The organism is Burkholderia sp. L27(2015), from assembly GCF_009765705.1.
Classification (GTDB): domain Bacteria; phylum Pseudomonadota; class Gammaproteobacteria; order Burkholderiales; family Burkholderiaceae; genus LMUX01.
The window spans coordinates 1-17,471 of the sequence record NZ_LMUX01000017.1; the positions used below are offsets into that span (position 1 = coordinate 1).

Genomic DNA, 17,471 nt, shown 5'->3' on the forward strand with positions numbered 1-17,471 from the left:
CTCAATCCGTTCGATCTGACCAAGGTGTGGCCGCATAAGGACTATCCGCTGATCGAGGTCGGTTTTTTCGAACTGAACCGCAACCCGGAAAACTATTTCGCCGACGTCGAGCAAGCGGCATTCGCGCCGTCCAATGTGGTGCCGGGCATCAGCTTTTCGCCGGACAAGATGCTGCAAGGGCGCTTGTTTTCATACGGCGATGCGCAACGGTATCGGCTCGGGGTCAACCACCATGCAATTCCGGTGAATTCGCCCAAGACCAAGTACCCCAGCTATCACCGCGATGGCCAGATGCGGGTGGACGCCAACGCAGGCGCTCGCGTCGGTTACGAGCCCAATACCAAGGGCGAATGGCAGGAGCAACCGGATTTTTCCGAACCGCCGTTATCGATCGAAGGTGCTGCGGACCATTGGAATCATCGCGTCGACACCGACTATTTCTCGCAAACCGGAGCGTTGTTCCGGCTGATGACGCCAGCGCAGCAGCAAGTCTTGTTCGAGAATACGGCACGTTCGGTTGGCGGTGCTTCCAAGGCGATACAGGATCTGCACGTTAAGCACTGCACGCAGGCCGACCCTGCCTACGGCGCCGGGGTTGCGAAGGCACTTAAGGCGGGGACGCCCGAGAAGACGCCAAACGCGGTCGTCTAGTGCGCTCTTGAGGATTGTGGATAAGCCAGTTCGGCGCTCATGCCGATCTGGCTTGCGCGCGTGTGGCGAGGTTGGCTAATGCCAGCTCGAGCCGCACGTGGTATTCGTCTGTTAGCGAGAGCAGAGACCATAGCGGGGCGGCGGCAGTCATGAGCGCCATACCGAGGCCTGGTTCTTCCGAGCTCCAAAAAGCCCAATCGAGAGCGGTCCGTACATCGTCGATCCATCCGTCGGGCGCTTCCTGCCATTTCTGGGACGCCCTGCGGCGCTGGCCAGGCAAGGTATCCCATGCATGCTGCGAATCTTGAAGATACGCCAGGCAATGCTCAGCGTGCTGCTTCTGGATGGCATGATGTTCGCCGCTCGCGCGCAGCTTGTCGAAGGCGTAGGCCCGCGTCGTATCCAACAAGCGGTAGTAGACGGTGTCGCGGCTGATGTCGGCACAGAGCAGCGATTTCTCGGTCAAACTGGCAACGCCCTGATGGATGTCCGCGGCCGTCAGCGTTGGGCCGCGAGCCACCACACCGCTAGCTTGCAGGGTAAAGCTGCCTTTGAATACCGCCAGCCTGCGAAAGACGGTGCGCTCAAGCTCGGAAAGCGTCTCGTAGCTCCATTCGAGCATCGCGGGCAAAGTCTGGTGACGCGGATGCGCAGTACGCAGACCGCGGCTTAGAAGGTGCAACCTGTCGTCGAGATGGGTCAGCAGATCCTGGACGCCAAAGCGCTCCACACTGGTGGCGGCCAGCTCGATCGCGAGCGGCAGACCATCGAGTTTTTGACACAGTTGCGCAATGGCGGGTGCGATTTCGTCGGTCAGATGAAACGAATCGAGGCTGGCACAGGCTCGTTCAAAGAAGAGTTGCACCGAGGCGCAACCGAGTGCTGCGGCGGCAGTGGGGCGCGCCGACAATGTCTTGCTCGCGAGCGGCGGCAGACGATAGACCCATTCACCCTTCGCCCTGAGCGGTTCGCGGCTGGTGGCGAGGATGCGGATTTGCGGCGCGCCCTGCAAGATGTCCTGCGTCAAAAGCGCAATCGCCTCGATCAGGTGCTCGCAGGTATCGAGCACGATCAGCATGTGTTTGTCTTGCAGAAAATCAATCAAATCGGCCGCACGATCGCCTGAGTGAGTCGTTATGCCGAGGCTCGTTGCGAGTGCATTGGGAAGGTGTGCAGGATCGCTGATCGAAGCGAGATCGGCGAAACGGGCGCCATGCTCGAACGCGCCCGCAGCGGCGTGGGCGACCGCCAGTGCGACCGTCGTTTTACCCATTCCGCCCGGCCCGACCAACGTGACAAAACGATGCGACCTGAGCATGGTTTCGAGCAGTTCGAGCGTGTCGTCTCGCCCTATCATGCGCGTCAGTGGCGTTGGCAGCTTATGACTATGTTTTGTCGTATCGCCGGCAAAATGCTCGAATTTGATTTGGGTTGCGTCTTTTGCGACATCTTTGAGCGAACGTGTGAGCGGCGCCACGAACGAGTAACCTCGGCCCGCCACGTTCTCGATGTAACGGTTGTCCGCCTGACCTTGGCCCAGCGCTTTACGCAGCGCGCCGACGTGCACCCTGAGATTGGATTCCTCGACAACCGTCTTGGGCCAGACGCTGGCTATCAGCGCTTCCTTGCTGACCGTTTCGCCCGCGTGCTCGATCAACACGACAAGAATCTCGAACGCCCGGCCGCCAAGGCGCAGTGGCTTGCCGCCGTCAAGCAATAGCCGCTGTTCAGGAATGAGTTCGAAGGTATCGAAACTCAGGGTTCTGGCACCGGGCTCGCTTAACTGGTCAGCCATGGGACTCTCGCTTAACGGTCATAACCGGGCGATCTATGGAGCAATCGCAGTATGGACAGGTTACTTGGAGCCGACGGTTTCGTGCCGAAGTTGAAGCAGGCGCTTTAACAACTCAGCATCTGATACTTCGGAGAACACCATACCGGATTCTGGCGCGGCGCGAAGCCTGTGTCTAGCGTCGCAATATAAATCGACGTGCAGCGTCCACATTGCGAGGCGTGCACAACTATGGGGACAGACGCGCGCGGTGATATTCGCTGAACGAAGCAATCGATGCGACACAGAATAATTAACAAGTTTTTACTAACACCCGTAGCCATCCCAGTCCTACGATAAGTCTAGTCGAGGCGCTTTCGATCTGTGGCTGGCGATTTGCGCCGAACGACTTGTGGCTAGCGATAGCCATCGAAATTAAGCCACGATGTTCTTCGCCGTCGAGCACCCGATACCGCTCAACAAACCCATCGACCAATACCATTGAGCAATAGATTCACCTTCACGTTTCTGGTGTGATTGCCTCTGTGCTTTTGTGTACCGCATCCGGTTGATCTGGATATGTTTTATTTGAACAAGAACGTGGTGCGGACACACTCTGCGCCGGCGTCCACCGACTCCAACCGATCTCAGTCCACTCCTTTTCCCATGGTGCAAAAATGTACGAGAAAAACGCTCTTGATACAGCACGATTGATTGCCGCCGCACAAGCGAACAGTGCAGATGCGCGTATGTGGCGTTGGTATGCGGATGCTATGGAGGAACGGCGTCTGAGGTGTCAATGGAAAGACCGCTATTGGGTGGTCACGCTCGATGGCCGCAATATCTCGTCCGATCAGTCGTTTGATTCCGCGTTGCGCGCCGCGCAGATCATGGATAGTGCGTTGGTTGGATTGCAGCGTGCTTAGGCGGGCTTCTTGTCCAACGGATGTCATGTCGAACGGCATTGTGGTCGAGCTCGACCCCGAGCAAAACCCCGGCTCCGCGAAGACCGTGCGAGCGCCACGCGAGATGTCGCGTGCGGCGCGCCTATCGGTTTATATCGCGACCATCTGGGTGTGGCTGGAACTGCCATGGGAATTGCTCGCCGGCAGCACGGAAGGCCAGATTTTTGCGGTACTGGTTTCCAAATTGATCTTCCTGCTCGCGGCGATTCTCACTGTGATGGGCAGCGCGTGGGGGCGCTACCCGTTTCTTTTTATTTGCGGACTCAGCGTGTGGGCGATTGCCCCGGCCTTGCCGATGGAGTTCGAAAAATTTCCGCTGGCCTTTGTTCTCTCGGCGGGCGAACTTGTCACCAAGGCGGCGGCCTTTCTTGCGATTCATGGGGGCTGCCGCCGAGTTCTCTCTGCGGTGCGCAGGTCGGTTATCGGCTAGACGGCCTGACGGATGTCGGCGCCATTTAGCCGGCTCAGGGAGTTCAGCCAGCCAGGTCATTCCAACCCGCCAAGGTATTCCAACACCCGGCTGCGTCGCCTGACGCTACGCCCGATTACCCCCAAGCGCTAAAAAAGTCACAGTTATCGAAGGCGGTGCTAGCCGGGAAGACTCGCGCACGCTACATTCCGAAATCAGGCGCCCGCCAACACCCGCGGTGCGCCGTTGCGGAGAGTCGTGTGGAAATAAAATGGATGGAAGATTTTCTCGCCCTGGCGCAAGCGCAAAGCTTCTCGCGAGCCGCGGAGCTGCGCAATGTCACGCAGTCCGGTCTGAGCCGACGGATTCGTTCGCTGGAACAATGGGTAGGCGCAGCGCTTGTCGATCGCAGCGGCTACCCGGCCACGCTCACACCGGCGGGCAAATTATTCAAGGAAAACGCCGAGGAAATCCTGCGTCAGTTGTTCGATACGCGCGCCGTGATCCGCAAGCAGCAGCGCTTGCCTGGCATGGCGTTGCAGATCGCCGCCGGCCACACGCTCTCGCTGAATTTTCTGCCGCCGTGGTTGCATGGCTTGCGCAGCAGCTACGGGGAATTGAGCGTGCGCATCATTGCCAGCAACGTGCACGACGCCGTGCTCACGCTGGTCAACGGCGGCTGCGAATTGATGCTGGCCTATCACCACGCCGCACTGCCAGTGCAGCTCGATGCACAACGTTACACGTACGTGACGGTCGGCCAGGACACCCTGATGCCCTTGTGCAAACCGGGACCGCGGGGCGCACCGGCGTTTCGACTGCCAGGCAGCAAAGCGCATGCGCTGCCTTTGCTGGCTTACAACCCTGCCTCCTTCTTCGGCCGTTGCATGCAATTGGTGCTTACGCGCGCGCAAGGCGCCTCGGGTTCTCAACCCTATTTGCATCCCTGCTACGAAGCCGATATGTCCGAATTGTTGAAATACATGGCCTTGCAAGGCGATGGGCTGGCCTGGTTGCCGCACAGTGCAGCCGTCGACGAACTCGAGCGCGGCTTGCTGGTGCCGGCGGGCGGTAAGAAATGGTCGCTCGATCTCGAGATCCGGCTCTACCGCGACGTGCTCAATCAGGATCCCATGCTCGAACGCCTATGGCAGTTCTTGTGCGCCAAGCATGCCAAATAGGGCTTTGCAAGAGCGGCACGCAGGCTATGCCGATTTCGCATACATTACGACTAAATTCGCATACATGTTTTTTTTTGCCTCGCTACCATGCGCTCAGCACCGGAGTGCTCTATCCGGTTTTCCGGCTTTGGCAGGACGTGCACGGATGCGCGTAGCGCGATCAGGACATTATGAGAATCTGCATTTTGGGCGGTGGGGTGGTGGGCGTGACCACCGCCTACTACCTTGCGCGCGAGGGGCATCAGGTTACGCTGCTGGAGCGGCACGATCGCGTGGCGCAGGAGGCAAGCTTCGCCAACGGCGCCCAGCTCAGCTATAGCTACGTCGCGCCGCTGGCCGATCCCGCTGTGTTGCCCAAGTTGCCGGCCTGGCTATTGAGTCGCGATTCGGCGCTACGTTTCGTACCTCAGCTCGATATTCAGCAATGGCGCTGGTGTCTGGCTTTTCTGCGTGCGTGCACGAGCGCGGCTAGCCGGGCCGCGACCGCGCAATTGCTGTCACTGAGTTTCCTCAGCCGCAGCTTGTTGCATGAGCTGATCGCAACTGAGGGGTTGCGATTCGATCACGTTGCCAACGGCAAGCTCGTGGTGTATCGCAATCCGGCGGGGTTTGCCGCAGCGCAGCGTCAGATGGTGTATCAAGCCCAGCTTGGATGCGCGCAGACGGCGCTCGATGCGGCGGGTTGCGTCGCGCTCGAACCGGCGCTCGCGCATCTGCACAAGGAATTGGCGGGCGGTATTCATACCCCGGGCGAGGATGTGGGAGATTGCCGCAAATTTACCGAAGGCGTGGCGGCGCTGGCCGTGGCCAAGCATGGTGTCGAGCTGCGTTTAGGGATAGAGCTTATCGGGTTGCGCCGAATGGATAAGCGCATCGTTGCCGTGCACACTTCGGCAGGAGACATTGAGGCGGATGCCTTCGTAACGTGCCTGGGCGTGGGCAGCGCGGCCATGCTTGCGCCGCTGGGCATTACTTTGCCGCTGTATCCGCTGAAAGGTTACAGTCTCACCGCAGCGGTGCGCGAGCCTGAGTACGCGCCGCGCGTGAGCATTACGGACATCGATCACAAGGTGGTGTACGCGCCGCTCGCGGACCAGTTGCGGGTGGCTGGCATGGTCGACTTGATCGGCATGAGCAAAACGCCCGATCCGGCGCGCCTCGCATTGCTGCGCCGGCACGGCCGGGCCATGTTCGAGCGCGCGGCCGATTTCGACGCTGCGCGCGAGTGGTGCGGCATGCGACCGGCCACGCCCGACAGCAAGCCACTGATAGGTGCGACGCCGTATCGCAACTTGTGGCTCAACACGGGGCAGGGTGCGCTGGGTTTTACGCTGGCGTGCGGCAGTGCGCAAACCCTCGCCGATCTGGTGGCCGGGCGTGCGTCACGGCTGGACGCCAAGGCATTTGAATTGGGTCGCTGAATGGTCGGCGTACCGATGAAGCAAGAGGTTGTTCCAACTACTGTAAATAGGAGCTGTTCATGGGCGTTTTGAAGGTATTCGCGGCCAGTATGGCGATAGCACTGACCGCAGCCAGTGCGCACGGTGAAGAACTCACCGGCACCCTGAAAAAAATCAAGGATACGGGGGTGATTTCACTCGGTGTACGCGAGGCGTCGGTTCCGTTCTCGTACTACGACAATAACCAGCAGACGATCGGCTATTCGCAAGACATCGGGATGCTGATCGTAGCGGCTTTGAAAACGCAGCTCAATATCCCCGATCTGAAGGTCAAGCAGACGCCGGTGACGTCGCAAAACCGGATTCCGCTGATCCAGAACGGCACCATCGATCTGGAGTGTGGTTCGACCACCAATACGTTTGAACGCGAGAACCAGGCCGGCTTCTCCGACAGCATCTTCCTGTACGGTATCCGCTTTATTACCCGCAAGGACTCCGGCATCAAGGATTTCGGCGATCTCGCCGGCAAGACGGTGGCGACCACTGCGGGCACCTCGGACGAACGCATGCTGCGCAAGATGAATCAAGACAAGCAGATGAACATGACGATCGTCAGCGGCAAGGATCACCCCGAGTCGTTCCTGAACGTGACAACCGGCCGTGCGGTGGCGTTCGTGATGGATGAGCCGTTGCTGTACGGCGAGCGCGCCAAGGTATCGGATCCCGACGATTACGTGGTGCTCGGCACGCCGCCTGTGTCTGAGAACTACGCCTGCATGCTGCGCAAGGACGATCCTCAGTTCAAGCAATTCATCGACAAGGTGATCGTGAAGCTGGAAACATCGCCGGCCGGTATCGCGCTCTACAACAAATGGTTTATGTCACCGATTCCGCCCAAGGGAATCAACATGAACTATCCGTTGAGCCCGGAGATGAAAGAGTTGTTTGCGCATCCGAACGACAAAGCGCTGGACTAAGGTGCGCTTGTAAAGCAGAGCAGCGGGGCTTGCAGGTCGGCCCCGTCGACACTCAAGCAGGCCGCGTTTCCAGCGCGGCCTCCCGCAAAGCCGCCAGGAATTGCTGTACCGAAGGGCTGGATTCAAAGCGGCGGTACGCCAGGCTCAGCGTAACCCGCGGCGCAATGCCATCGATCGGGATGTAGCGCACACCCTCGGCGTGCAACGAGCGCATCGCCGCCGGCACGATGGAAATGCCCAGGCCTGCTGCAACCAAATGTATCGTCGAGGCCAACTGCGGCGCTTCCTGCGTCACGTTGGGGCTGAAGCCCACCTGGGCACATGCGGCGACGATCGCGTCGAACACGCCGGGGCCCGTCTGCCGCGCGTACAACACAAAATCTTCCTGTGCGATATCGGCGAGCGTGAGCCGCGGGCTTGCACTCAAACGATGGCTGGTCGACATGACGATCAGCATCGGTTCGTCGAAGAGGCCCTCGGTTTCAAGCGTGTCGTACTGCTTGGACATGGGCCGCACGATCGCCAGATCCAGCCGGTTGTCGCGTATTGACTCCAGTAGCGCGACCGAATTGCCTTCTCGCAAGGTGAGCGTGACGCCGGGGTGGGTTTCGCGAAACTTCAGGATGACCCTGGGCACGAACGGATGGAACGAAGCGGACACGGTAAAGCCGATTTGCAGCGCGCCGAGTTCACCGCGCGCGGCGCGGCGCGCATTGTCGCTGGCACGCGCCGCGGCAGCCAGCGTAGCGCGTGCATCGACCAGAAACACTTCGCCCACTTCAGTCAACTGTATGCCGCGCGCAAGCCGTTTGAAAAGCGGCGCGCCCAACTCGCGTTCGAGCTGCTGGATTTGCTGGCTAAGAGGCGGCTGCCCAATGCCTAGGCGCGCCGCCGCCCGCGTAAAGTGCTGCTCTTCGGCGACGGCAACAAAATAGCGCAGGTGACGCAGTTCCATCGGCGATCTGTTTTGAATATGAAGAATGCCACTATTATATATTGGATATATAAGCGGATTTTACGTAATCTTGGAAGGTGGACGTCATCGAATGTGACGACACGGAATTCACTTCGCCGAGTTGAACATCAATGAAGGAGCAAGGCCATCATGTCCGGAAGTAAAGCGCGCGCTACGCAACACGGCACAGTATTGCCGTCGGTCGCGCCAATCGAAGCCGTGCCGCGCGCGGATATCGACGCGTATTTGAATCCTGGCACCGCCGCGTATCGCCACACGTCCGCCGCGATGCTGTTGGCCGGATTCGCGACTTTCTCCCTGATGTATTGCGTGCAGCCCTTGTTGCCGGAACTGGCCACCGTTTTTTCGGTTAGCCCTGCGGTTAGCAGTTTGTCGTTGTCGTTGACCACCGGTCTCTTGGCCGTGTCGATTTTTATCGCTGGGCTGATGTCTGACAGCCTCAATCGAAAATCGCTGATGACCGCCTCGTTAATGGCTTCCGCGCTGCTCAACATAGCGGCCGCGACGATGCCGAATTGGCACAGCCTCCTGTTGGTACGCGCGCTCGAAGGCATCGCCCTGGGCGGTTTGCCGGCAGTGGCGATGGCGTATATCTCCGAGGAGGTGCATCCCAAGGGGTTGGGTCTGGCGATGGGTCTGTACGTGAGTGGAACGGCCTTCGGTGGAATGGCGGGCCGCATTATCACCGGCGTGCTGGCGGATTATTTTTCGTGGCGCTGGGCGGTGGGCACGATAGGCGTACTGGGCTTGCTCGCAGCACTGGCGTTCGTGCTGTTGCTGCCGCCATCGCGCCGCTTCAAGCCCGTGCGCAGCCAGGGCCTCGCCGATCCGCTGCGAACCTTGGGACTATTGCTGAGGCAGCCGGGCTTGCCGTCGCTGTTTGCCTTGGCGTTTCTGCTGATGGGTGGCTTTGTCGCCATCTACAATTACATCGGCTTCAGGTTGTTGCTACCTCCCTATCAATTGAATCAGACCGAGATTGGCGCGATCTTCGTCGTGTACATGGTCGGCATGGTTGCCTCCGCATGGTGCGGACGGCTGGCCGACCGCTATGGACGAGGCTTGATCCTCAAGGCCGCGGTAATGCTGATGGCGGGGGGGCTGGCGCTGATGCTTGCGCAGCCGCTGGTGCTTGTGATTGCGGGCATCGTCTTGCTGACCTTTGGTTTCTTCGCGGCCCATTCGGTCGCGAGCGGCTGGGTAGGCCAGTTGGCGCCGCGCAGCAAAGGGCTGGCTTCGTCGCTGTATTTGCTCGCGTACTACCTCGGCTCGAGTTTGCTGGGGTCGCTCGGTGGCCATTTCTGGAGCGCTGATAGTTGGCTGGGTGTGACCATCATGGTGGCTGTGCTGCTTGGCGTCGCTTTGGCGCTTACTAGCCGCATCAAAGTGCGCGCTGCGGCCTGAATGTGCAGGGGAACGAGCCGTCGTGGCGCTCGTTCCAACCGCCCCCTTTTTCGTAGTTTTTTCCGGTAATCGTGACCGACACGGTAGCTTTCGCATTTCGTACACACAGCATAAAAATTAGAAAAGCCTTTTAAATCAATATTGTGCGTTCGATTTTTCACGCTGGCACGGCTCCTGCTCCATTAGGTAATGCCAACTCCGGCATTACGTCAGAACAGGAGCAATACGCCATGAATCAAGACATTCTCGCTGGCAAGTGGAAACAAGTCATCGGCAAAGCCAAGGAAAGCTGGGGCAAGCTCACGGATGACGAACTGGTTCGCGTTGAAGGTCATTCCGAACGCCTGGCGGGTCTTTTGCAAGAAAAATACGGCCAGAGCAAAGAAGAAGCGGAAAAAAGCGCTAGCGCGTTTTTTGACAAGCACAAGTAAATCGGCAAGCGATCGGCGGGCTTGGGCGACGCGGGGTGTTGCAGCGGGGCGCTAGACATGTAGACGTCCCGCCCGAACCGCGGCTTTTCTCAAGCAGCCGGCGCTGCTTTTGATGCCGCGCGGGCTGGCGGGCTGGTTCAGGGATCCGTCATGTTCAAGATTTTCCGGACTATCAAACACCTCATGTGGTTCTCAGGCGAACGGGTTGGCGATTACGCCGAGCTGTTTCAACTGGAACTCGTGTTGTTCAAGCAATCGCTGGTGCGCGCGATGGTGGGCTGCGTGCTGCTAGGCATGTGCGCGGCGCTCTGTTTGGGTTTCGTCTCGGTTGCGCTGCTGGTTACGTTCTGGAACACGCCGAATCGGATTCCGGTTGCGTGGGGCTTGGCGGGCGGATGGTTCGTGCTGGCCTTGCTGTCCGGGTGGTTCACTTATTCGCTGCACAATGTGTCGGCTTCGTTCGATGAATTCGGCGATGCAATTCGGCGCGATCTTCGCGCGGTGAAGGGGGAGGCATGAGCACGATACGAACGTCTCCGGGTCGCACGTCGGGTTTTGCCCAGAATCTCACGCCGGGTCTCGCCCCGAGTCTGGCCTCAGATCTCATCTCGACCCGCACTTACGATGCCGCTGCCGACACAGCGGCTGCGACCGCTGATTCGACCCATGAAGCGATTACGCCAGCGAACGCCGCTGTGAGGCGAGACGCCTTGCTTGCAAAGATGGCGGCTGACCGCGCGCGGCTCCGTCTTAATCTGGCGCGCGAAGATTCGCGCTATGCCGGCAATTCGCCGGGAACGTGGGCGCGTTTGCAGAACGCCGTGAATCCCGGCGCCATGCCATCGAGCGAGGTCGAATACGAGTCGTCGGCCACAAGCCCGCGCCAGTTCATCAGCGATCACGCGCTAAGCGTAAGCGCAGCCGTGTTGGGCCTGCTGGTACTGGGGCCGCGCAACGCAGTGTTCGCGGTGCTGCGCAACCTTGGGCCGCTATTGCTAGCACGCGGGGTGAGGATGTTGCTCGACCAGCATGATCGCTCGATCGCCGATACGGGCGAATCTGCCGAGCGGAAATTGAATCCCCGATCGAGTATGAGACTGGGTGCAGCGGGCTCGCCACATGCAGTATCTGAAGTATCGGGTGGAGTACCGGATGAAGCACATGGGCGCCGACGAGCTGACACAGCTCGCTTTGCGGCCGCAACGGATTCGAAGCGCAATCCACATTAAGGAGTTTGATCATGGGTATTTTTGAAAAGACCGGCCGTCAGATTGATGGCAACATCGACGACGCAAAGCATGCGGGTCGTCGCACCTTGCACTCCATGCGTGGCGCAGCCGCTGATGCCAGCGGCCAAGTTCGCGCACTGATCGATGAACTCGACGATTCGTTGCGCGTCGGGACCGACACGGATATCGAGGCCTTGCGCGCTCGTCTACGCGAGCAACTTTCACAAGCGCGTGCGACCTTGGACGACGCAAGCAATAGCGTGCGCGCCCGTATTGATTCCGCGGTGTCGGCCACCGAAGACCATATCCATCAGCGTCCATGGGAAACCGTAGGCGCCGTGGCGGGTATCGCCTTCCTGCTCGGCATCATCGCCGCACGCTAACCCCGCACGCGGCCGACGGGATAAACGGAGTTCGCGGCAACTTTAGATTAGAAGCACCTTTATGCCTCATGCCCTCATCATCGAAGACGATCTCGACAGCCTGCGCGGGTTATCTCGCATCGCGCAGGCAGACGGCTTCACCGTCGACACGGCACACGATCTGGCAAGCGCGCGAGGCGTGTTGGCTCGTTGCGTGCCGGACATCGTGCTGGTCGATGTGAATCTGCCCGATGGCATCGGGCTGGATCTATTACCGGAACTCCCGCAACTCGTGCCGGGAAAAATGGTGCCTACCGTGGTCATGACCGGCAACGCGACGGCAGAGGGCGCCGTGGCGAGTCTGCGCTTGGGTGTATGGGACTACCTCGCCAAACCGATCGATATAGGTCGACTGCGCAATTTGCTTGGACGGGTGCCGCGCCCGGCCGATTTGTATAGCGAAGTGGAGGCCCTGCGCACCACGTTACGCGAGATGGGCCGCTTTGGCGACATGATAGGTCGCTCGCCCGTCATGCAGCGCCTCTACGGCGCGATAGCCAAGATTGCGCCGATCGAGGCGGACATCATGATTTTCGGCGAGAGCGGTACGGGCAAGGAACTCACGGCTCGCACGCTGCATCAGTTGAGCGCTCGCCGCAAAGGACCATTTGTCGGCCTGAACTGTGGGGCGATCTCGCCCGGCCTGATTGAAAGCACCTTGTTCGGGCATGAACGTGACGCCTTTACCGGCGCCACCGTGACGCACGTCGGCGTGTTCGAACAGGCGCGCGGCGGCACGCTGTTTCTTGACGAAATCACCGCGATGCCGCCCGAGCAACAAGTCAAATTGCTGCATATTCTTGAGACGCGCCGCTTCGCGCGACTGGGCAGCAAAATCTCGATCGACGCGGATTTCAGGTTGATTTCGGCGACGCACGATGAGCCTGAGCAGGCGGTGCGCGCAAATACCGTGTACCCCGATCTGTTCCATCGTTTTAACGCATTTCCGCTGACGTTGCCGCCCTTGCGCGAGCGCGGCGACGATGTCGTCCTGCTGGCCACCTATTTCCTCGATCAGCTCAATCAAGCCGGACACCAGAACAAATACCTATCGCCGTCTTGTTATCCAGCGCTGCTGGAGCATACGTGGCCCGGCAACGTGCGCGAACTGCGCAGCCAGTTGGAGCGCAGCTTCATCGTGGCGGACAGCATGATAGAAAATTTCGAGTTCGATGTGAACGGGGCGGCTCGCGGGTCTGCCTCGATTGCCTCGGCGAATGGCACCGCCGTGGTGGTCAAGGTCGGGACCCAGCTGGCAGATGCGGAACGGCAGTTGATCGAGGCGGCGATGAAGTCGACCAGTGGCGTGCGCAGCAAAGCCGCCCAGATGCTAGGGATCAGCCCGAAAACCCTTTACAACAAGCTGAAACAGTTTGAGGCCAATGTGTAAGGGCGATGCATGAGGCCTGTGCATGAAGCCCACGCATGAAGCCGGTGCGTGGTGCGGATGCATGAGGCCGATGCATGAGCAGGTCCGTCGATCAAACGCTCAGCGGGCCCAACCTCGGCACCATGCGGCGTAAGCCCGTCGCTATCCACCGGATCAAACGTTCCTCGCAACCGGTCCGGCGTACGAACGAGACGCGTGCGGGCAGTTCGCGTTCCACGCTCACCCACAACCGTTCGCCGCGCTTGAGCTCAAGCGACTCCCCAGCACTGAGCCAGTAGTCGTGCGCGTCGCCGCTGCGCGTGAGCCATATGCGTCCTTTCTCGACCCACATCGTGTGGCTGCAACCCACCTGTAGAACGGTCGTGACCACCGGGTTGATCTGCATCTTCGTATTTGAAATAAATTCTTGCATGACGATCTCCTAGATTGCCGCTTACATGAGATATCGTAGGCGTTGCTGCCGCGCCATCAAAACGATCATTTCTCAAGTATTTGTGAAATAATCTAACAATGGATCTTTCCAAATTACCTAATCTGAATGCCTTGCGCGCGTTTGAGGCGGCGGCCCGGCTGGAGAGCTTTTCAGGGGCGGCGCAAGAATTGTTCGTGACGCATGGTGCAGTCAGCCACCGGATTCGTGCACTCGAGGACGAGCTCGGCATAGGCCTGTTCGTGCGTGACGGCAAGCGCGTGCGTTTGACCGAGATCGGACGGACCTATGCCAGCCAGGTACGCGTGGCGATGTTCGATATCGCTCAGGCCACTCAAGAAGTTCGGTCTGGCGACCGATCGCGACGCTTGATCGTGAGCACCTTGCCGTCGTTTGGCGCGCGTTGGCTTATGCCGCGCATAGGGCGTTTTATCGAACTCCATCCGGAAATCGACCTCGATCTCAAGACGACGAGCGTGCTGGTCGATTTGCGGCGCGACGAAGTGGATGTGGCGATTCGATTTGGCAGCGGAGACTATCCTGGCCTGGATGCACGCGCACTGATGGCTGAAACGTATTTCGTGGCCTGCGCACCGACCTATAACGAGAGCAAGCTTCCACGCAAGCCGGCCGAATTGCTCAAGGCACAGTTGCTGCGGTCGGAGCACGAGTTGTGGCACGACTGGTTCGTGCTGGCGGGTTTGCCCGATGCGCCGGAGCCCAGGCGTGGTGTGATGTATGAGGATTCGTCGATGCTGCTGCAGGCAGTCCTTGACGGGGGCGGCATTGGACTCGTGCGGCGTACGCTTGCGATCGATCATGTGGCGAGCGGGCGCCTCGTCAAACTCTTCGGTATCGAAGCGCCCAGTGCCATCAGTTATTTCATGGTGTGTTTGCCCGCCACCGCCGATCTGCCGCGCGTGACTTTATTTCGGCAGTGGCTGGAGGCGGAAGTGGCGCGTTTCGAGCAGTCGTACGGTAGCGTGGCTTCCGCGCTTCGATAGCCGGATCAGATCTCCAGGATCCCGGTCGCCATGAAGCCGCCGTCGACTGGCAGCGTATGACCGTTGATGTAAGAGGCTTCTTCGGAACACAGGAATCGCACCACTGAAGCAATTTCATCGGTCGAGCCGTAGCGGCCCGCCGGCACCACCTTGATATAGTTGGCTCGCGCTATATCGGAATGCAGCTCCCGCGTGAGCGGCGTCTCGATGGGCCCCGGCGCGATGGCATTGACGGTGATGCCGAACGGCGCCAGCTCGATTGCCATTTGGCGCGTCAGTCCCACCACGGCGGCCTTCGACGTGCCATAGGCCGTGCGTCCGGCGCTGGCGCGCAAACCCGCTACCGATGCCAGGTTGACGATGCGGCCCCAGCCGTCGCGGTGCATCATGCGTGCGGCGTGTTGGCTGCAAAGCAGAGTGCCCGTCACGTTGACGTCCATGACGCGCTGCCAGTGATCGAGCGGATAGTCTAGGAATGGGTAGGTCTTGGCAATGCCGGCATTGTTCACGAGGATGTCGCAGTGACCGAAACGCTGGGCCACCGTCTCGAACGCCGTTGCGATGGCCTGCGGCTTGCCGATATCGAGCTCCAGCACCGAGACGTCCCGGTCTTGCGCTTTGAGCCGCTCGGCCAGTTCACCCGCGGCTTGCAAATTGATGTCGCCGATAACGACCCGATCGCCCTGGGCCGCGAGCTGCGCGACGATGGCCGCACCGATGCCCGTCGCACCGCCGGTGACGACGGCAACACGGGGGAATTCGCGGGAAAATTCGCGCGAGCGTGCCGCAACGGTCTTTTGATTGGTATCGGTGTTCATGCTGGTCTCCGTTATAGTTTTGATGAGTTGGCCTTAATTCATAGTATCGGCCAGCTCGCGGTTTCGGTAAATCGAGATGACGGTATCAAGACACTGGGTTAAGTCACTGAGTTAAGTCACTGAGTTAAGTCACTGAGTTAAGACAGCGGCAGGAAGCCCGTCGAGAGCCATGGCACGAACGCGATGATCAACAGCGCGATCGCAAGTGCCGCCATATAGCTCCAGACCCGGGCGACGACCCGATCGGGCGATACCTTGCCGATGGCGCAGGCAGCGTAAAACCCGACGCCCATTGGCGGCGCGAACAGTCCCATGCCCATCGCGAGTATCACCACCATCGCGTAATGCACGTCGTTGATGCCTAGCGCCCGAGCGACAGGGAACAGCAAAGGGCCGAACAGCACGATTGCCGGTATGCCTTCGAGTACGCTGCCCAGGATCGCGAAGGTCACGATCGTGATCAGCAAGAAGCCCTGGGCACCCCCCGGTATGTGCTGCATTGCGCCGACCAACGTAGCGGAAAAACCAGACTGGGTGAGCGCCCAGGCCATCGCGGTTGCCAGGCCGATGATCAGCAGGATTGCGCCCGATAAGGTGGCGGCGTCGACCAGCATCGGGTAGACGCGCTTGAGGTCGATGCGGCGCCCGCATAGATGCATGATCAAAGCGACCACGACCGTGTAAGCCACGCCCAAGGTCGACACCTCGGTGGCGGTGGCCGCGCCGTCGATCACCGCGGCACGTATCAGCATCGGCAAGGCCAGCGCCGGTAAGGCCGCGACAAACGTGCGTGCGATGGTCTTGAGCGGGGCACGCTTGGCGTCGATGGACGGCTGTTGCCGCGCACGCCGCCAGCAGACAAAAGCGATGGCCAGCGTGGCGATCACCGCCGGCAGCAAGCCTCCGATGAACAACGCGGAAATCGACACACTACATACCGCGCCTATGGTGATGAGCACCAGGCTTGGCGGTATCGTCTCGGTCATCGCACCGGTGGACGCCAGCAGCGCAACCAGTTCCTCGGGTTTGGAGCCACGTTTTTGCATCTCCGGAAAGAGCGCGGGCGCGACCGCCGCCATATCGGCCGCCTTCGAACCGGAAATACCGGACACCAGGAACATCGCGCCCAGCAGCACATACTGCAGACCGCCTCGCACATGGCCGAGCAGCGACGCCATGAAATCGATCAACGTACGTGCCAGTCCACTCAGTTCGATCAGCGCACCGAGCAGCACGAATAGCGGCACCGCAAGCAGGATCATATTGGACATGCCTTCGTCCATCCGGCTCACGACGATGCCCAACGGCGCCTGCGTCATCAGCGCGATATACGAGAGCGTGGCCGTGCCGAACGCGAAGGCGATCGGTATGCCGCCCGCCACGCATGCGCCAACCAGCACTACGAAAAACACGATCAAATTGAAATTGCCGATCGCGAGCAGTTCGGGCCGTGTCAGCCAGAGCAGGGCGGCGAGCACGGCGACGATCGCCACGCCACCGGTCAACTGCGCGCGGCTCGAATGGCTTGCCATCCGGGCTAGCGCTGCGATCAACATCAGCACCGCGCCGACCGGCAGCGCAGCCACGCGCAAGCCATCGGGAATCTGCAGCGCCGGCGTGGTGATATCCATCTGCTCGATCGTATGCTGGGCCGCCGGCACGATCACTAGCGCGACGAACACGCAGACCACCAGCGCGCCTAGCGTTTCCAACCAGACGCGCCAGCGCTGCGGCAAGCGATTGACCAGCGCGGTCAGGCGCATATGCTCACCACGATGCAACGCCAGTACCGCACCCAACATCGCCAGCCAACTGAAGAGCACGGAGGCGAGCTCGTCGGACCAAGTCAACGGGTTATCGAAGACATAGCGCGAAATCACACCGGCCAGCAGGATCAGTGTCTCGGCGACCAGTAGCGCTGCCGCCACCGCACCGACCGCTTTCATCAGCCACTGCACCACGGTGTCCAGTGCCGTCGCGCCAGCGATGGCGCGCGGTATGGGGGTATCGGTA

General features: G+C 60.1%; 18 protein-coding genes. 13 read left to right on the forward strand and 5 right to left on the reverse strand.

Features of this window, described 5'->3' with window-relative positions:
• On the forward strand, positions 1-651 hold a 651-nt coding region (locus GSQ77_RS13545), incomplete at its 5' end, for a catalase (RefSeq protein WP_158903052.1).
• Positions 652-688: 37 nt separating this feature from the next.
• Here GSQ77_RS13545 and GSQ77_RS13550 read toward each other — a convergent pair.
• Entirely contained in the window at positions 689-2,446 is a 1,758-nt protein-coding gene (locus GSQ77_RS13550; protein WP_158903054.1) for a winged helix-turn-helix domain-containing protein, read from the reverse strand.
• Between the two features lie 653 nt (positions 2,447-3,099).
• Between GSQ77_RS13550 and GSQ77_RS13555 the strand changes: the two genes are divergently transcribed.
• From GSQ77_RS13555 to GSQ77_RS13575, 5 genes are all read left to right on the forward strand, one after another.
• Positions 3,100-3,348: a hypothetical protein gene (locus GSQ77_RS13555; RefSeq protein ID WP_158903056.1), complete on the forward strand. Its 249-nt coding sequence runs from the start codon at positions 3,100-3,102 to the stop codon at positions 3,346-3,348.
• A 25-nt stretch (positions 3,349-3,373) separates the two neighbouring features.
• Entirely contained in the window at positions 3,374-3,817 is a 444-nt protein-coding gene (locus tag GSQ77_RS13560) for a hypothetical protein (protein ID WP_158903058.1), read from the forward strand.
• A 239-nt stretch (positions 3,818-4,056) separates the two neighbouring features.
• Entirely contained in the window at positions 4,057-4,977 is a 921-nt protein-coding gene (locus GSQ77_RS13565; RefSeq protein WP_158903060.1) for a LysR substrate-binding domain-containing protein, read from the forward strand.
• Between the two features lie 170 nt (positions 4,978-5,147).
• Positions 5,148-6,398 (forward strand): D-amino acid dehydrogenase, encoded by a 1,251-nt coding sequence (locus GSQ77_RS13570; protein ID WP_158903062.1) that lies wholly within the window; start codon positions 5,148-5,150, stop codon positions 6,396-6,398.
• 59 nt (positions 6,399-6,457) lie between these two features.
• On the forward strand, positions 6,458-7,354 hold the full coding sequence (locus GSQ77_RS13575; protein WP_158903064.1) for a glutamate/aspartate ABC transporter substrate-binding protein: 897 nt from the start codon (positions 6,458-6,460) through the stop codon (positions 7,352-7,354).
• 52 nt (positions 7,355-7,406) lie between these two features.
• Here the strand turns inward: GSQ77_RS13575 and GSQ77_RS13580 are convergent, their stop codons facing one another.
• A complete protein-coding gene (locus tag GSQ77_RS13580; protein ID WP_158903066.1) occupies positions 7,407-8,309 on the reverse strand; it encodes a LysR family transcriptional regulator in 903 nt (300 codons plus the stop codon).
• Between the two features lie 150 nt (positions 8,310-8,459).
• Between GSQ77_RS13580 and GSQ77_RS13585 the strand changes: the two genes are divergently transcribed.
• The 6 genes from GSQ77_RS13585 to GSQ77_RS13610 all read left to right on the forward strand — a co-directional run bounded on the left by GSQ77_RS13585 (position 8,460) and on the right by GSQ77_RS13610 (position 13,206).
• Positions 8,460-9,734: an MFS transporter gene (locus tag GSQ77_RS13585; RefSeq protein WP_158903068.1), complete on the forward strand. Its 1,275-nt coding sequence runs from the start codon at positions 8,460-8,462 to the stop codon at positions 9,732-9,734.
• A gap of 230 nt (positions 9,735-9,964) precedes the next feature.
• Positions 9,965-10,165 carry a CsbD family protein gene (locus tag GSQ77_RS13590; protein ID WP_158903070.1) on the forward strand — a complete coding sequence of 67 codons (201 nt, stop codon included), beginning with the start codon at positions 9,965-9,967 and terminating at the stop codon, positions 10,163-10,165.
• 150 nt (positions 10,166-10,315) lie between these two features.
• The gene (locus GSQ77_RS13595; RefSeq protein ID WP_158903072.1) at positions 10,316-10,684 is read left to right on the forward strand and encodes a phage holin family protein; all 369 of its coding nucleotides are present in this window, start codon (positions 10,316-10,318) and stop codon (positions 10,682-10,684) included.
• Positions 10,681-11,394, forward strand: coding sequence for a hypothetical protein (locus GSQ77_RS13600; RefSeq protein ID WP_158903074.1), 714 nt, complete (start codon positions 10,681-10,683; stop codon positions 11,392-11,394). Before GSQ77_RS13595 ends, GSQ77_RS13600 begins: the two co-directional genes overlap by 4 nt.
• 11 nt (positions 11,395-11,405) lie before the next feature.
• Positions 11,406-11,777, forward strand: a complete 372-nt coding sequence (locus tag GSQ77_RS13605) for a YqjD family protein (RefSeq protein WP_158903076.1) — start codon at positions 11,406-11,408, stop codon at positions 11,775-11,777.
• Between the two features lie 61 nt (positions 11,778-11,838).
• Entirely contained in the window at positions 11,839-13,206 is a 1,368-nt protein-coding gene (locus GSQ77_RS13610; RefSeq protein ID WP_158903078.1) for a sigma-54 dependent transcriptional regulator, read from the forward strand.
• Between the two features lie 91 nt (positions 13,207-13,297).
• Here GSQ77_RS13610 and GSQ77_RS13615 read toward each other — a convergent pair whose 3' ends face one another.
• Positions 13,298-13,618, reverse strand: a complete 321-nt coding sequence (locus tag GSQ77_RS13615; protein WP_158903080.1) for a DUF2917 domain-containing protein — start codon at positions 13,616-13,618, stop codon at positions 13,298-13,300.
• A 98-nt stretch (positions 13,619-13,716) separates the two neighbouring features.
• Here GSQ77_RS13615 and GSQ77_RS13620 point away from each other — a divergent pair, with 98 nt between their 5' ends.
• Entirely contained in the window at positions 13,717-14,640 is a 924-nt protein-coding gene (locus GSQ77_RS13620) for a transcriptional regulator GcvA (RefSeq protein ID WP_158903082.1), read from the forward strand.
• A 5-nt stretch (positions 14,641-14,645) separates the two neighbouring features.
• Here GSQ77_RS13620 and GSQ77_RS13625 read toward each other — a convergent pair whose 3' ends face one another.
• Positions 14,646-15,458, reverse strand: a complete 813-nt coding sequence (locus GSQ77_RS13625) for an SDR family NAD(P)-dependent oxidoreductase (RefSeq protein WP_158903084.1) — start codon at positions 15,456-15,458, stop codon at positions 14,646-14,648.
• 137 nt (positions 15,459-15,595) lie between these two features.
• Entirely contained in the window at positions 15,596-17,404 is a 1,809-nt protein-coding gene (locus GSQ77_RS13630; RefSeq protein ID WP_254067662.1) for a TRAP transporter large permease subunit, read from the reverse strand.
• Between the last annotated feature and the right edge of the window lie 67 nt (positions 17,405-17,471).

What these genes read in the sequence shown, in the direction of transcription:
- GSQ77_RS13615 (WP_158903080.1), bottom strand. Translation starts at nt 13,618, where the DNA reads ATGCAAGAATTTATTTCAAATACGAAGATGCAGATCAACCCGGTGGTC.
- GSQ77_RS13590 (WP_158903070.1), top strand. Translation starts at nt 9,965, where the DNA reads ATGAATCAAGACATTCTCGCTGGCAAGTGGAAACAAGTCATCGGCAAA.
- GSQ77_RS13610 (WP_158903078.1), top strand. Translation starts at nt 11,839, where the DNA reads ATGCCTCATGCCCTCATCATCGAAGACGATCTCGACAGCCTGCGCGGG.
- GSQ77_RS13620 (WP_158903082.1), top strand. Translation starts at nt 13,717, where the DNA reads ATGGATCTTTCCAAATTACCTAATCTGAATGCCTTGCGCGCGTTTGAG.
- GSQ77_RS13555 (WP_158903056.1), top strand. Translation starts at nt 3,100, where the DNA reads ATGTACGAGAAAAACGCTCTTGATACAGCACGATTGATTGCCGCCGCA.
- GSQ77_RS13580 (WP_158903066.1), bottom strand. Translation starts at nt 8,309, where the DNA reads ATGGAACTGCGTCACCTGCGCTATTTTGTTGCCGTCGCCGAAGAGCAG.
- GSQ77_RS13575 (WP_158903064.1), top strand. Translation starts at nt 6,458, where the DNA reads ATGGGCGTTTTGAAGGTATTCGCGGCCAGTATGGCGATAGCACTGACC.
- GSQ77_RS13550 (WP_158903054.1), bottom strand. Translation starts at nt 2,446, where the DNA reads ATGGCTGACCAGTTAAGCGAGCCCGGTGCCAGAACCCTGAGTTTCGAT.
- GSQ77_RS13560 (WP_158903058.1), top strand. Translation starts at nt 3,374, where the DNA reads ATGTCGAACGGCATTGTGGTCGAGCTCGACCCCGAGCAAAACCCCGGC.
- GSQ77_RS13570 (WP_158903062.1), top strand. Translation starts at nt 5,148, where the DNA reads ATGAGAATCTGCATTTTGGGCGGTGGGGTGGTGGGCGTGACCACCGCC.
- GSQ77_RS13605 (WP_158903076.1), top strand. Translation starts at nt 11,406, where the DNA reads ATGGGTATTTTTGAAAAGACCGGCCGTCAGATTGATGGCAACATCGAC.
- GSQ77_RS13595 (WP_158903072.1), top strand. Translation starts at nt 10,316, where the DNA reads ATGTTCAAGATTTTCCGGACTATCAAACACCTCATGTGGTTCTCAGGC.
- GSQ77_RS13600 (WP_158903074.1), top strand. Translation starts at nt 10,681, where the DNA reads ATGAGCACGATACGAACGTCTCCGGGTCGCACGTCGGGTTTTGCCCAG.
- GSQ77_RS13585 (WP_158903068.1), top strand. Translation starts at nt 8,460, where the DNA reads ATGTCCGGAAGTAAAGCGCGCGCTACGCAACACGGCACAGTATTGCCG.
- GSQ77_RS13630 (WP_254067662.1), bottom strand. Translation starts at nt 17,404, where the DNA reads ATGAAAGCGGTCGGTGCGGTGGCGGCAGCGCTACTGGTCGCCGAGACA.
- GSQ77_RS13625 (WP_158903084.1), bottom strand. Translation starts at nt 15,458, where the DNA reads ATGAACACCGATACCAATCAAAAGACCGTTGCGGCACGCTCGCGCGAA.